This is a genomic window from Streptomyces albidochromogenes, from assembly GCF_005981925.1.
GTDB classification, from domain to species: domain Bacteria; phylum Actinomycetota; class Actinomycetes; order Streptomycetales; family Streptomycetaceae; genus Streptomyces; species Streptomyces albidochromogenes.
This window is the reverse complement of record NZ_VBVX01000163.1, coordinates 1-14,918: the sequence shown is the minus strand read 5'-3', so window position 1 is coordinate 14,918 and position 14,918 is coordinate 1. Positions and strand designations below refer to the sequence as shown.

The following is a 14,918-nucleotide window of genomic DNA, read 5'->3' as shown; positions in this document are numbered from 1 at the left end:
GGGTGGTGGCGGGTGGCGGACCGCCGGACGCCTCGGGTGTCCGGGTGGTCACGCGCGTACCGGGGTGCCGCAGGGCGCACAGGAACGCGAGCCCGAGCGCGATGGCCATGCCGTAGAAGACCCACTGGTTGGCCTCGGCGAAGTCCATCCGTACGGCGTCCATCGACTGCCGCATGACCGTGGCCACCGGCCCTTCCCCGGTCGGCTGTCGGGTGTCCGGGTTCCCGGAGACGGCTTGGGTGATGTCCCGCGCCGCGTCCCGCGCGGCGTCCTCGGCCACACCCCGGGCGCGGAGGGTCTCCACCACCCGGTCGGTCGTGACGTGGGTCAGGACCGTGCCGAACACGGCCAGGCCCACACTCGCCGCGAAGTTGCGGACGGTCTGCGTGATGCCGGTGACCTCGCCGTACGAGGCGCCGATGGACCGGTTGACGGCGTCGGTGGAGGCGGGCGCCAGCAGCAGCCCGACGCCCGCGCCCGCCATCGCGGCGTACGGCCACTGGTCGTGCATCGACAGGTCCGTCATCTTGTGCGCCCACAGGGCGAACCCGGCGGCGCCCAGCGCCGTGCCGATCTTCATGGCCGGACGGGCCCCGCGCCGGTCCAGGATCCGCCCGCCCCACTGGGACGCCAGACCGAAACCGATGAAGAAGTAGAGGAGGAACAGCGCGGCCTGGTTGGGCGACGCGCTCAGCGACACCTGGGCGTACACCGAGGCGAAGAAGAAGACCGGGACGAAGGCCGTCATCGCGAAGAACAGCACGAGGGTGTCCACCGCGAACGCCCGGTCACGGAACACCCGCAGCTGGACCAGGGGGTGGCTCACCGTGAGCTCGTACCGGCAGAACAGGGCCAGGACGAGCAGACCGCCGACGACGCAGCCCCAGGTGGCGGCGCTGCTCCACCCCCAGGCCGACGCCTGCTGCAGGCCGAGCACGCTCAGCCCCATGCCGACGGCGACCAGAACGGCTCCCGGCACGTCCAGTTTCTCGTGCCGCCGGTTGTCGGGGATGTGCGCCAGGGCGGTCAGGACGAGGGCCACGAGGGCCACCGGCACGTTGATCCAGAAGATCGCCCGCCAGGTCCAGTCGGTCAGCCAGCCACCGAGCAGCGGGCCGACGGCGGTGAGGGCCCCGGACAGCCCGAAGAACAGGGCGAGCGCCCGGCCGCGCCGGTCCACCGGGAACACCGCGACGACCACGGCGAGGGCGGCGGGGAACATGAGCGCCGCTCCGAGGCCCTGGGTCGCCCGGAAGATGATCAACCACGTCTGCGCGAAGTCCCCGGACGGCACACAGCCGCACAGCACGGACGAGACCACGAACACGAGCGTGCCGGTCAGCATGATCCGGCGGTGCCCGAAGAGGTCCGCGAGCCGCCCGCCCAGGGCGAAGAACGCGGCGAGGGAGAGCAGATAGGCGTTGATCACCCATTGCATGCCGGACGACGACAGGGACAGCTCGTCGACGATGCTGGGCGCGGCGATGCTCACGATGGTCTGGTCGATGAACGTCATCGACACGGCGAACAGCATCGCCGCGAGGGCCAGGGACTGATGCGCCGTCCCGGCACGTTCCGGACCTGGGGCTCTCCTGATGCCGGTCATACCGGGATTCTGGTCCGCCGTCGCCCCGGGCGCACCCGGAGCGCGGCGGGCACCGGGCCCGCGCGGCCGGTCACCGCGCCAGCACGATCACCTGGTCCGCGGCGGCGAACCGCACCCGCTGGTGCTTGTCCGGGTTGATCCGTACGCCGTAGTCGGGGCCGTCCGCCGAACGCTCCCGCAGCCGGTATCCGATGGCGCACTCCCGTCGGCGGCGAGCGGACGCGACGACCGTGGCGAATGTGATGTCGCGGCCGGGCAGCACGTACTGCGCGGCGGGCCTGAGACAGATCTCGTGTCCGCCGGCGTTGAACAGCTCGTCGAAGACGTCGGCCAGGTGCGGACTCTCCGAGATCTGCGTCATCAGCTGGCTGATGAGCCTGCTGCTCACGATGAAGTCGGCGCCCTCCCGCACGGGCGCGAGCAGCCGGTTCCGGTCGTCGGCCAGCTCCGTGGTGAGGGAGAGTTCCAGGCGTGCGGCCTCCTCGACGGCTCTCAGGTGCAGCAGTGCGACCAGCGTCCTGTCGTCCGCGTCGGCCTCCGTGCCCGGGCCCTTGTCGCCGATGACGATCACACTGTCGTACGACGGCACGTCCAGCGCGGCCAGGGTCCGCGGGTCGGTGATGTCACCGCGGTGCACGGTGACGTCGAGGTGCCGCCCCGTCCCCGCGAGGTCGTACGCGTCCCGCATCGCCGCCCCGTCGCCGAGCGCCACGACGTCCAGGGTCGTTCCCGGGCTCACGTACTGGTCCAGCTGGTCGACGATCAGCGCGGCCCGGCGGTTCCAGCCCAGGAGCAGCAGGCGCTCGGGGCGGGGCCTCGTCGCGCGGGCGGGGACGATCGCGTCCTCGTCGACGGGCGGCAGACCGGCCGCGACCTCGGCGGTGTCGTCGTCCCGCGAGATGACGACGATCCGGTCGGTGGCGCCGATGACGGTGCCGGGGTCCGGGTTGAGAGCGACCGTGCCCTCGTCACTCAGGAGGCCGACCACCGAGGACGCCGTGAACGACAGGAGCGCCTCGCCGAACGTACGGCCGGTGAGCGCGGGAGCGGCGACGGTGTAGAACTCGTCGCCCTCGAAGTCCAGCAGCTCCTGGTACACGAGGGAGAGGCCGGGCCGGCGGGAGGTCTGCACGAGCAGCCGGGCGACGATGTCGTCGATGTTCAGCACGCGCCCGCCGGGCGGGGCGGCGAGAGTGGCCGTGAGGTGGTTGCCGGCGTCGCGGACCGCCGCGACCACCACGGCGCCGCCCGCTCGGCAGGCGGGGGAGCTGAGCGCGAGCAGGGTCTTCACCACGCGGGAGTCACCGTCGTCCCCGCTCGGCGGAAGGACCAGCACGGCCTTCGCCGTCCGCGGGCCGACCCTCGCCAGGGCCGCGGGGTCGGTGGTGCGGCCGTTTCGGCAGATGATCCGGGTGGAGCCGGTGCGCGGCAGGTGGGTGGAGATCTCTTCCTCCATCTCCACCTTGTCCTTGGGGGCGAGGACGGCGATGGCCGCCCCGCGCTGGTTGACGTTGGCCGCCACCAGTTCCGTGACCACGGGGAAGACCTGGTCGGACCATCCCAGTACGACGGTGTGCCCCTCCTCCATGACGGTCGAGTGCCCCAGCCGCAGCGCCATGATCCGTTGGTTGATGCCCGTCGTGATCAGGCTGACCAGCGTCGAGACGAACAGCAGGGCGACCAGCGCGAGGCACACCGACGCCAGCACGTAGACGGGAGAACCGACCGCGCCGCCGATCTTCAGCGTCTGCCCCACACTCGCCCACACGGCGGCGAGCCGGCCGGAGAGGGTGGCGGGCGGATGGCGGTCCGCCCACACCAGCACCACGCTGGCCGGGATCACGACGAGCAGGCAGACGAGGGCGAGCCAGCCGATCAGGGCAGCGGTCCCGCGCGCCACCAGGTTGTCGAACCGGTACCGCAACCGCTGCCGGTGGGTGGCCGCCTCCGGCGCCATGCGAGCCCCCCCCAGCGTGAGACGACGTGCCGCCCCCGTGTCGGCCCTGCCGTCGGCCCAAGCTAGCGCGCCGGATCCGTCCGCACGCCCAAAGATCGTCGCCCTCACCCCCACGTATGAACGCTCGCCCGCGCTTCCTGAACGGGCCGGCCCGCGCGGTGGCAGATCCGGTGGCCCGGAACGGGGGACCGGCGCGGCGGGAGCCCGGCGGCGCGCCGGGCACCGCGCGGCCGTACCGGGGCGCGGGCGGGGCTTACCTTCGGGGCATGGACGAAGATCGCGGAGGGTGGCGCCGGTGCGTGCTCAGCGGGGCGGTGTTCGCCGTGTGCATGGCCGGCACCACGCTGCCGACCCCCCTCTACGGCCTCTACCAGCAGAAGTTCGGGTTCTCCGAGCTGACGGTGACCGTCGTCTACGCCGTCTACGCCTTCGGGGTCATCGGCGTGCTGCTGCTCGCCGGCAACGCCTCGGACACCGTGGGCCGGCGACCGGTGCTGCTGGCCGGCCTGGCCTTCGCGGCGGCGAGCGCCGTCTGCTTCCTGTGCGCCACCGGGCTGGGATGGCTGTACGTGGGGCGGCTGCTGTCGGGCCTGTCCGCCGGCCTGTTCACCGGGGCCGCCTCGGCGTACGTGATGGAGTCGGCGCCGTACGGGGGCGCCTCCCGCGCCACCTTCGTGGCGACGGCCGCCAACATGGGCGGGCTGGGCTGCGGTCCGCTGCTCGCCGGTGTCCTCGCGCAGTACGCCCCCTGGCCGCTGCACCTGGCCTTCGCCGTGCACCTCGCCCTGGTGGCCGTATCCGCCGCCGTCCTGCTGCGGCTTCCGGAGACCGTACGGGAGCGGCGACCGCTGAGCGCCGTACGGCCCCAGCGGCCGGCCCTGCCCGCCGGGGTGCGGGCGGTGTTCGTGCCGGCCGCCACCGCCTCGTTCGTCGGGTTCGCCCTGTTCGGGGTGTTCACGTCGGTCAGCCCGGCGTTCCTCGCGCAGTCCCTGAACGTCACCGACCACGCCGTGAGCGGGCTGGTCGTCGCGCTGGCCTTCTTCGCCTCGGTCGGCGGGCAGCTGGCAGTGGACCGGGTCGGCGCGGGCCGGTCGCTGCCGCTGGGCTGCGCGGGACTCCTCGCCGGGCTGGCGCTGCTGGCGGGCGCGTTGTGGTGGGACCTGCTGGCGCTCGTCGTGCTCAGCGCCCTGGTGGGCGGGGCCGGTCAGGGCCTGGCGTTCCGGGGGGCGCTGTCGGCGGTGGCCGGGGCCTCGCCCGCCGACCGGCGCGCGGCGGTGATCTCGACCCTCTTCGTGGTCGCGTACACGGGGATCTCCGTACCGGTGATCGGTGTCGGCGTGCTCGCGGACCCGATCGGTCTGGAAGGCGCCGGGCTGGTGTTCATCGCCTGCATGGCCGTCCTGGTCTCCGGCGCGGCCCTCTACCTCCTCCGGAGGCCGGTCCCCGCGAAGGCGTGAGCCCGTACGGACGCGAGAGGCGCACGCGGCCTGGGTGACGTGCCGATTGCGGGGAAGGCGATGGGTCTACGTACTCGCACAACCCAGGAGGCGACGTGACCGACGTGGTGGAGCTGATCACGCAGGACCATCGGCGGATGGAGGACCTCTTCCGCGCGATGCGCAGCGTGGAGGAGGACCGGGCCGCCGCGCTCAGGGAGTTCGCGGACCTGCTGATCGCACACGGTGAGGCCGAGGAGGCAGAGGTCTACCCCGCCCTGCGTCGCTACCGGAAGGTCGACAACGAGGAGGTCGACCACGGCGAAGAGGAGCACACCGAGGGCAACAAGGCTCTGGCGGCCCTGCTGGAGGTCTCCGAGGTGGGGTCGGACGACTGGGACGAGAAGCTGGAGGAGCTGTCCGAGGCCATCACCCACCATCTGGACGAGGAGGAACGCACGCTTCTCAACCACGCCAGGGAACTCGTCGCGGACGAGCGGCGCGCGGAGCTGGGAGAGGCGTTCGCCCGTGAGCGGGAGCGGCTGCTCAAGGAGGGGTGCGGAAGCCTGGAGAACGTCCGCAAGGTCATCGCGGCCTCCGCATGACGCCGCTGCCGGGGGCGCCGGGCTGTCCGCCGCGACGCCCCCGGCCGTCGCGGCGGACCGTACCCGGCCCCGGCTGACGCCTCCCCTCGCGCGGGAAGCGCCTCAGTTGTGCTGGCCGCCGCCGTCTTCGCCGGCCCCTTCGCCCTGCGCGTCGCCGCCGGCCTCGTCCGCGCCGCCTGCGCCGGCGTCGTCCGCGCCGCCCTGGTCACCGGCATCGGCACCGGCGTTGGCGCCGGCATCGGCACCGGCGTCGGCCTGCGCGCCGCCGTTGTCTTCCGCGCCGCCGCCGTCCTCCGCGCCGCCGTCTTCCGCGCCGGCGCCGTCACCGGCACCCGCGTCGGCTCCGGCGCCGCCGTTCTCCTGGGCTCCGTTCGCCCCGTTGTCGTCACCGGCGCCGTCGCCCGCGCCGTCACCGATCTGGGCGCCGACCGCTGCGAGCGCCGTGGTGACCGGCTGGAAGAACGTCTCGCCGCCCGCCGTGCAGTCTCCGCTGCCGCCGGACGTGAGCCCGATCGCGCTGCCGTCGGCGGTGAAGAGCGCGCCCCCGCTGTCGCCGGGCTCCGCGCACACGTTGGTCTGGACGAGGCCCGTCACCGTGCCCTCCGGGTAGTTCACCGTGGCGTCGAGGCCGGTGACCTGGCCGTCGCTGAGGCCCGTCGTACTGCCCATCCGGATGACGTCCTGGCCCACCGCCGCGTCGGCGGCCCGGGCGATCGCCACGGTCTGCCCGTCGCCGGTGTCGACCTCGCTCGGGGCCTCGGTGGCGGGGTCGTCGTACGTGACGAGTGCGAAGTCGCCCGCCCCGGGGAACACCGCTTCCTGGACGGTGCCGATCGGCGCTCCGCCGGCCTCCTGCGACCACTGCTCGGCCGCCACCCCGCAGTGCCCGGCGGTCAGGAAGCCGGGGCTGCCGTCCTGCGTGGTCACATTGAAGCCGAGTGAGCAGCGCGCGCCGCCGCCGAAGATGGCGTCGCCGCCTTCGAGGAACGTCTTGAACTCGCCCTCGGACTTCTGGATCCGGGCCATGCCCGGCCCGAGGTCCTTCACCGCAGCTTCGAGCCGGTCCCAGCGCTCACCGGTGACGGTCCGGTCGGCGGTGACGAGGACCTGGTTGTTTCTCGGGTCGACGGCCCAGGAGGTGCCCGGGACGGTGGCCCTGCGGGCCAGTGTGCTCTTGGCCGTGTTCAGCTCGCTCGCGCTGTTGTCGACGCTCCTCGGGACCGCGCCGGCCTTCTTGACCTGGATGTCGATGGCGTTGTTGTCGCCCACGACGTTCACGACGAGTTGCTGCTTGCCGGCGTCGTAGTAGGCGCCGCCGTAGGACTCGCCGAGCTGCTTGCCGAGTTGCTGGAGCAGATCCGCCGCGGAGGCCGCGCTCATCTTCCGGGGGGCCGACGCGTCGGACCGGGCCCCTTCCTGCCCGGCGTAGGCCTGCGGCAGCAGGACGGCGGCCGCGGCAATGCCGACCGCCCCCGCTCCCGCCAGAACGGCCTTTCGCTTGGTTATTCGCCTGTGACTCAACTCGCCGCCTCCTGTTGGGGGTACGGAGCCGGTTGCCGATGGGCACCCGGGGGACGCGTCCGCCTCTTGATACGCATGAGACGCGTGTTGTTCTCATCGCGCGGGCGCAGATCTGAGCCGACGGTCCGTCACCACCCGGTACATGACGCTCGATGGGGCCGGGTTGACCTCAAGTCCGCTTGAGGTCCTAGCGTCACCTCCATGGACATGGAAGTCACCGCTTGGACATCGCTGCACAACGCGATCAACGCCAGTCAGGACCGCAGGCCCGTCTCCCGGACCACCCTGCGCCGCATCGCCCGGTTCGCCCGGCCGCATCATCGGCAGCTGTACCGCTTCCTGCTGCTCAGCGTGGTGACCGCCCTCCTCGCGGTGGCCACGCCGGTGCTCGCGGGACGCGTCGTCGACGCGATCGTGCGGGGCCGCGAGGAGACGACGGTCACCCGGCTCGCCCTGCTCATCGCGGTCATCGCCGTCGCCGAGGCGGGGCTGGGCCTGCTGACCCGCCGGCTGTCGGCCACCCTCGGGGAGGGGCTGATCCTCGACCTGCGCACGGCGGTCTTCGACCACGTCCAGCGCATGCCGGTCGCCTTCTTCACCCGTACCCGGACCGGTGCGCTCGTCAGCCGTCTCAACAACGACGTCATCGGCGCCCAGCGCGCCTTCAGCAACACCCTCTCCGGCGTGGTGTCCAACCTCGTCACCCTGCTGCTGACCCTCGCCGTCATGCTCAGCATCTCGTGGCAGATCACCCTGCTGGCCCTGGTCCTGCTGCCGGTGTTCGTCGTGCCCGCCCGCCGGATGGGCGCACGCATGGCGACGCTCCAGCGCGAGGCCGCCACCCACAACGCGGCCATGGGCACCCAGATGACGGAGCGCTTCTCCGCCCCCGGCGCGACCCTTGTCAAGCTCTTCGGCCGTCCGGCCGACGAGTCCGCCGAATTCGCCGCCCGCGCCCGCCGCGTGCGCGACATCGGCATCCGTACCGCCATGGCGCAATCCACCTTCATCACCGCGCTCACCCTGGTCTCCGCACTGGCGCTGGCCCTCGTCTACGGACTCGGCGGCTTCTACGCCCTGCGCGGCAGCCTCGACCCCGGGGCCGTCGTCGCACTCGCGCTGCTCCTCACCCGGCTCTACGCACCGCTCACCGCACTCGCCGGCGCCCGCGTCGAGGTGATGAGCGCCCTGGTGAGCTTCGAGCGGGTCTTCGAGATCCTGGACCTGCGCCCGCTGATCGCTGAGAAGCCGGACGCCCGGCGGGTGCCGGACGGGCCGGTGTCCGTGGAGTTCGACGGGGTCGCGTTCGGCTACCCGTCCGCGGACAAGGTCTCCCTCGCCTCCCTGGAGGACGTCGCGACCCTCGACTCGCGCGGCGGTGAGCAGGTCCTGCACGACATCTCGTTCCGCGCCGAACCCGGCCACATGGTCGCCCTCGTCGGTTCCTCCGGCGCCGGCAAGTCCACGATCGCGCAGCTCCTGCCGCGGTTGTACGACGCCGACTCGGGGTCCGTACGGCTGAACGGCGTCGATGTGCGCGACCTGAGCGCCGACTCGATCCGCGAGACGCTCGGCATGGTCACCCAGGACGGGCACCTCTTCCACGAATCGGTACGCGCCAACCTGCTCCTCGCCCGGCCCGACGCCACCGAGGACGACATCTGGGACGCCCTGCGCCGCTCCCGGCTGGACGGCCTCGTGGCCTCACTGCCCGACGGCCTGGACACGATCGTCGGTGAACGCGGCTACCGGCTCTCCGGCGGCGAGCGGCAGCGCCTCACCATCGCCCGCCTGCTGCTGGCGCGCCAGCGCGTCGTCATCCTCGACGAGGCCACCGCACACCTCGACTCCACGTCGGAGGCCGCCGTTCAGGAGGCCCTGGCCGAGGCGCTGGAGGGACGTACCGCCGTGGTGATCGCCCACCGCCTGTCGACCGTACGGGCCGCCGACCTGATCCTGGTCGTCGAGGACGGCCGGATCGTCGAACGCGGCACGCACTCCGAGCTGCTGGCGGCGGGGGGCCGCTACGAGGAGCTGCACCGCACCCAGTTCGAACGCCCCCATCTGGAAGAGGCGCGGGCGAACTAGGCCCCACCGGGCGGCGCGCGGCGCCCGGACGGCCCGGCGTGACCAAGCCGACCCGGCCGGTGGGCAACCGAGGGCCCCCTCCACACCGTCCCTACGGGGACGGATCTTGTCGGGCACGCATGCGGTGGAGCGGCGTGGAGGGGTGGGGCAGCGTATGAACAGGCCGCTGAGGCGCGTGGCGATCTTCTGTGGGTTGCTGATACTGGCCCTGCTCCTGCGGATCAACTGGGTGCAGTTCGTCCAGGGGGAGACGCTCGCCAACCACGAGCACAACCGGCGGGTGGAGATAGCCCAGTTCGCCGAACCACGTGGGGACATCATCGTCGCGGGACGGCCGGTGACCGGCTCGAAGGAAGTCGCCGGCCAGGACTTCAAGTACAAGCGGACCTTCACCGACGGGCCGATGTACGCCCCGGTCACCGGCTTCGCCTCGCAGGCGCAGGGGATGTCGCTGCTGGAGAAGACGTACGACTCGATCCTCAGCGGCCAGGACGACCGGTTCGCGTTCAAGCGGGCGCGCGACATCCTGACCGGGGAGCCGCTGCGCGGAGGGTCCGTCGTCACCACCATCGATCCCAAGGCGCAGAAGGCGGCGTACAAGGGGCTGACGGATCTCGGGGCCAGGGGCGCGGTCGTCGCCCTCGAACCGAGCACCGGCAAGGTGCTCGCCCTGGCGTCCGCGCCGTCGTACGACCCCTCCGTGTTCGCCGGGATGACGTTCAAGGAAGGTGACAGGTTCAAGGCGCTGGCGGCAGACAAGAGCAAGCCGCTGGCGAACCGGGCGCTGCGCGAGGCGTTCCCGCCCGGCTCCACCTTCAAGATCCTCACGGCGGCCGCGGCGCTGGAGCACGGCGTGGTCACCGATGTCGACGCGGCGTCCGGCGCCCCGTCCCCGTACCCCCTGCCGCTCTCCACCTCCAAGATCGGCAGCGAGGCGGGCGACGCGGTGTGCGCCAAGGCCTCGCTGAAGACCGCCATGCAGTTCTCCTGCAACAACGTCTTCCTCGACGCCGCGTCCAGGTTGGGCCCGGACAAGATGCGGGAGACGGCGGAGAAGTTCGGCTTCAACGCCGATGTCTACTCCGATGACTTCGGCGACATGCTGGCGACCAAGAGCCTCTACCCCGACCGGCTCGACAAGCCGGGGACCGCGCTGACCGGAATGGGGCAGGGCAGCCTGACGAGCACGCCCATGCAGATGGCGATGGTGACGGCCGCCATCGCCAACGACGGCGAGCTGATGCAGCCGTACATCGTCGACAAGCTCCTCGACCCCGAACTCTCGCCGGTCGAGGAGCACGAGCCGAAGCTCAAGAGCCGGGCGGTCTCCGAGGACACCGCGCGGAGTGTGCGGGAGATGATGGAGTTCACCGCGCGCGAGGGCAGCGCGAAGGGGGCCCTGATCGACGGGATCACCGTCGGCGGGAAGACCGGAACGGCGCAGCGCGGCGTGGACGTCGACGACGAGGTGCCGTACGGCTGGTTCGTCTCGTACGGGAAGAACGCCGACGGGGCCTCCGTGGCGGTGGCCGTCTTCATCGACCCGACCGACATGGACATCTCACGCGCCGACATCTCCGGCGGCAGGCTCGGCTCCCCGATCGCCAGAGAGGTCATGCGGGCCGTCCTCGTCAAGTGAGGGTGCGCGGGCCCGAATTCGGGCCTCACCGGCAACTGCTTCCCCGCGCCTCTCACAGGTGTGGCGGAATTATTGACTCCTATTCATTTGAAAACACCCCTCGTTCAATTTGAAGATCACCATGCTAATGTCGGAAGACTGAATCGCTGAATTGCGGGGGGTCCGATGCTCCAGTTACGTGATCGCCTGAGCGCGGCCCGGGGTACAAAAGCGATCAACTTCAAGCACGTTCTGCTGTCCGTCATGATCAAAAGTGACAGCCAGGCCGGTCTCGCCCGGCGCACCGGACTCGCCCAGTCCACTGTTTCGAACATCGTCCGCGAGTTGCAGACGGCCAAGGTCTTCCTTTCCGAGCCCGGGCGCGGGACGAGAGTCTGCCTCGCCCCGACGCGCAATGTCGCGGTCGGCGTCCACCTCGGCTTCAACCAGGCGACCGTCGTGGCCCGTCGGGTGGACCGCCCCGTCACCGAGACGCACTGGGAGCACGTGGGCAGCGGCGCGAACCGGGGGCTGGGCGAGATCATGCCCTCCCTGAAGCAGGCCGTACGGGAGGCGGTCGCCAAGACCGGACGCGAACTGGAGGACGTCGTGTCCCTCGGTGTGGCGGTCCCGAGGATGGTCGACCCCCGGACCGGCAGGTTCCGTACGCCCGTCCTGCCCCCGTGGAGCGAGGGGGACGCGCCGTCGGACGACCTGGGGCAGTGGCTGCGCGTCCAGGGCGCGCTGGACAACGACGCCAACCTCGGCGCGCTGGCGGAGCAGACGTACGGCACGGACGGCCACTGCGAGATCGTCGTCTACGTCAAGGGCTCCACCGGAATCGGCGCGGGTCTCGTCATCAGCAGCAACCCCATTCGCGGCCACGGAATGGCCGGCGAGATCGGGCACCTCGTCCTCGACCCGGACGGCATGGTCTGCCGGTGCGGCGGCCGCGGCTGCCTGGAGACGATCATCGGTGCCGACGCGCTCGTCCGTCAGGCCCGCGAGGCACTGGCCGGCAGCGTGGCCGACGTGCCGTACTCCCTCGCCTCCCTGATCGAACGGGCCCAGTCGGGCGACGCGGTGTGCGAGCGGGTGGTGCGGGACGCCGGGCGCGTCCTCGGCCAGGCTCTCGCGCTGGTCTGCAACCTCTTGAATCCGGACCTCATCGTCCTGGGCGGGCAGCTCGCCGCCGCGCAGAACCTGGTCCTGGAGCCCTGCCGGGAGTCCCTGGCCCGTTTCGGGCTGCGGGGCGCGGTCGGTCCGCACAGTGAATTCGCCCTCAAGCTGAGTGCGATGAATCCGCTGTCCGAGGCGCAAGGGGCACTGGTGCTCGGTCTCACCTCCTTGCGGAGGACGGACGTGGAAAAGGACTGAGCGGGAATCGAAGCTCGGCACCTGTTCCGTACGGCGTACACCGACGAGCTGAACTCCCCGTCCGTACCGTCGACTCGCTTTTCTGCGAATTGGCGACGACGTGTCTCGCCCGGGTGGAGCACGCTTCACCGCGAGGCGCCCCTCCGCTGGTCGGGCACCTGTCGTCGCGCGTGGACAACGGCCGCTCGCGCCTGCCATGGTGGCCCACGCCAGGGGTGCGAAAACCCGGTTTGCGGCTAAAGTCGAATAGCAGACTCTGTCCAAACGTGTTCGTTCGTGCAATTGCATGCGCCTTTTGAGTCGACATCAGGTGGATATATGACCTTGCTGAGAAAACACCCTCGCCGGTCGGCGGTCCGGCCCTCTGTTTCCGATACCGGTGCCCAGGAACACGGCGCGGCGCAGGCTCCCGACCGCGACGACTCCTACTCCCCTCCGGTGGTGGCCGACCTCGGTCACGTACGGGAGGTGACCCTAGGAAGCTCCAGCAGCGGCACCGCCGACGCCAACTCCCACTACTACTGGTGAGGGACGTGAGCGCGGCCGACCAGAGCACCGACCGGCGGCTCCACCCGGGCTTCACCGGATGCTTCCCGCTCCCCGTCGGCCGATCCGCTCCCTTCACGCGGGTGACCGGTCACTGGCGGGAAGGCGAACTGCGCCGCTTCCGGTGCGCGGCCGGCACTGTCGTCACCGTCGGGCAGTGCCTCGCCGGGGAGCGGCAGTTCGCGGCGGACGCCGAGCGGGCGCTCGCCACGGACCGGCTCGCCACCCTGACCCGGTGGCCGGGCAGTTACCTCTGCGTCGTCGTACGCGCCCACGACCTCACGGCGTTCGCCGACCTGGCCGGGCAGTACCCGCTGTACTACCGCCGGCGCCCCGGCCGCACCTGGATCGGCTCGCGGCCGGCGGACACAGCGGTCGCGGCCGGCGGCGGCTGCCGCCCGGACCCGCAGGCTTTGGCCGCGCAGATCTTCTGCCCCGGCGTACCCCTGCTGCCCGGGAGCCGGTCCGTGGTCGCCGGTGTCGAGCGGCTGGGCGGCGGGCACGCCCTGCGGATCACCGCCGACGGCGAGGCCGTCCAGTGGGAGTACGAGACCCTCCGACCCCAGGGCGACGCGTCGGCGGCGACGGTGGCAGAGGCGCTCGGGGCGGCGCTCGACGAGTCCGTGGGGCGGCGCGCCGCGCGGGCCCGGACACTGACCGCGGACTTCAGCGGCGGACTCGATTCCACGTCGGTGGCCTTCCTGTCGTTGCGTCACCGGACCGGCCCGCTGCCCGTTTTCACCTACCACCGGGCGGACACGTCCTGCGACGACCTCGAGTACGCCCGCGGCTACGCGCGGCTCGACGACCGGCTCCGCCTCGAAGTGGTCACCGGGACGACCGCCGGCACCCTGCCCTACCAAGACCTGCACGACGCGGAATGCGACGGGGAGCCCAACCCGGCGGCAGTGGGCGCGGCCCGTACGCGGCTGCGCCTGGAGCGCATCGCCGCGCACGGTGGCGACGTCCACCTCGGCGGTGAGGGCGGCGACGCGCTCCTCAGCCCGCCGCCCTCCTACCTGGCGGGCCTCGCGCGGACGGGCGGACTGCGCAGACTGCTCCGGGACGGGCACCAGCTGGCGCGAGCGCGCCACTCCTCGCCCCTCCACGTCGTCGGACGGGCCGCCCACCTGGCGCGTACCCCCCTGGCAACCGCCCTGCGCCGGACGGCCGAACGGCTGGAATCACCCGGGGAGCGCGACCCGCACTGGCTGGACACGCTGAACTGGTGGGTCCCTCCGGGCCCCGAGACGGCCTGGCTCACGCCCTCCGCGCGCGGGGAACTCGCCGAACTGGCCCGCACCCGGGCCTCGGGGCGCCGCGCGCGAGAGCGGCGGACGGACGGCCCGCCGGACCTGCACACCACTCTCCACGAGTTGCGCGCATCGGCCTCGGCGCAACGCCAACTGGCGCACCTGGCGGCCCCCTTGGGTATCTGGCCACAGGCCCCCTTCCTCGACAACGACGTCGTCCGGGCCTGCCTGCGGCTGCCGGCCCACCACCGCAGCCGTCCACCGGCCCTCAAACCGCTGCTCGGCCCGGCGCTGGCGGGCGCCGTGCCCGCACCCGTGCTGGCCCGGCGGACGAAGGGCGACTACTCCGACGAGGACTACCAGGGGGCCCGGCTCGCCGCCGGGACGCTGCGGGACATCATCGGCACGTCCCGCCTGGCCGCCCTCGGCGTCATCGACCCGCGCCCGGTCGCGGCTTCACTGGACCGCGCCCTGATGGGGCTGCGCGCCCCCTTCCCCGCCCTGAACCGCTTCCTCGGCGTCGAGTTGTGGCTGAGGAACACGTCATGGCCAGGCGACTCGCAGTACGGAGGCAGCTCGTGACCGAGCTCCGGATTCCCCCGCACGTCCATGCCGGCGAGGCGCCGCACGGCGGGACCGTCCTCTTCAACGCCCGTTCCGGGCAGTGGTACGCGATGAACGGCACCGCGCGCGACCTCTGGGAGGAGTGGCGCCGTACCGGTGACTTCGACACCGGTGTGCAGGCGGTCGCCGAACGCTTCCCCGGAGTGCGGTACGACCACGTACGGCTGGACGCCGAGAAGCTCGCCGGCGACCTGGCCGAACGCGGCCTGGTCGCCACCGAGAAGGACCCGGCCCCCGATCCGGGGGCCTGGCTCTTATACACATCTCCGAGCCCACGAGACTAGCGC

11 protein-coding genes are annotated in these 14,918 nt (G+C 71.9%); 8 read left to right on the top strand and 3 right to left on the bottom strand.

Going from position 1 to position 14,918, the window contains the following annotated elements; translation table 11 throughout:
• Nucleotides 1-1,606: MFS transporter (locus tag E2E34_RS20795; RefSeq protein WP_138903433.1), on the bottom strand; the 1,606-nt coding region annotated here is incomplete at its 3' end.
• 70 nt (nt 1,607-1,676) lie between these two features.
• Nucleotides 1,677-3,563: a CASTOR/POLLUX-related putative ion channel gene (locus E2E34_RS20790; RefSeq protein WP_138903432.1), complete on the bottom strand. Its 1,887-nt coding sequence runs from the start codon at nt 3,561-3,563 to the stop codon at nt 1,677-1,679.
• Between the two features lie 266 nt (nt 3,564-3,829).
• Here E2E34_RS20790 and E2E34_RS20785 point away from each other — a divergent pair, with 266 nt between their 5' ends.
• Complete coding sequence (locus tag E2E34_RS20785; protein WP_138903431.1) at nt 3,830-5,020, top strand: MFS transporter; 1,191 nt, start codon at nt 3,830-3,832, stop codon at nt 5,018-5,020.
• Nucleotides 5,021-5,115: 95 nt separating this feature from the next.
• Entirely contained in the window at nt 5,116-5,604 is a 489-nt protein-coding gene (locus E2E34_RS20780; protein ID WP_279637898.1) for a hemerythrin domain-containing protein, read from the top strand.
• A 102-nt stretch (nt 5,605-5,706) separates the two neighbouring features.
• On the opposite strand, the gene E2E34_RS20775 is transcribed toward E2E34_RS20780, so the two are convergent.
• On the bottom strand, nt 5,707-7,125 hold the full coding sequence (locus E2E34_RS20775; protein WP_138903430.1) for a S1 family peptidase: 1,419 nt from the start codon (nt 7,123-7,125) through the stop codon (nt 5,707-5,709).
• 201 nt (nt 7,126-7,326) lie between these two features.
• On the opposite strand from E2E34_RS20775, the gene E2E34_RS20770 reads away from it, so the two are divergent.
• The 6 genes from E2E34_RS20770 (at nt 7,327) to E2E34_RS20745 (ending at nt 14,915) form a co-directional block, all read left to right on the top strand.
• Nucleotides 7,327-9,213: an ABC transporter ATP-binding protein gene (locus tag E2E34_RS20770; RefSeq protein WP_138903429.1), complete on the top strand. Its 1,887-nt coding sequence runs from the start codon at nt 7,327-7,329 to the stop codon at nt 9,211-9,213.
• 154 nt (nt 9,214-9,367) lie between these two features.
• Nucleotides 9,368-10,852, top strand: coding sequence for a peptidoglycan D,D-transpeptidase FtsI family protein (locus E2E34_RS20765; RefSeq protein ID WP_138903428.1), 1,485 nt, complete (start codon nt 9,368-9,370; stop codon nt 10,850-10,852).
• A 243-nt stretch (nt 10,853-11,095) separates the two neighbouring features.
• Nucleotides 11,096-12,208, top strand: a complete 1,113-nt coding sequence (locus E2E34_RS20760) for an ROK family protein (RefSeq protein ID WP_208765292.1) — start codon at nt 11,096-11,098, stop codon at nt 12,206-12,208.
• A gap of 318 nt (nt 12,209-12,526) precedes the next feature.
• Entirely contained in the window at nt 12,527-12,736 is a 210-nt protein-coding gene (locus E2E34_RS20755; protein WP_138903426.1) for a lasso RiPP family leader peptide-containing protein, read from the top strand.
• Nucleotides 12,733-14,589, top strand: coding sequence for an albusnodin/ikarugamycin family macrolactam cyclase (locus E2E34_RS20750; protein WP_208765291.1), 1,857 nt, complete (start codon nt 12,733-12,735; stop codon nt 14,587-14,589). Before E2E34_RS20755 ends, E2E34_RS20750 begins: the two co-directional genes overlap by 4 nt.
• Entirely contained in the window at nt 14,586-14,915 is a 330-nt protein-coding gene (locus E2E34_RS20745) for a PqqD family protein (RefSeq protein WP_167518332.1), read from the top strand. Before E2E34_RS20750 ends, E2E34_RS20745 begins: the two co-directional genes overlap by 4 nt.
• Nucleotides 14,916-14,918: the final 3 nt, after the last annotated feature.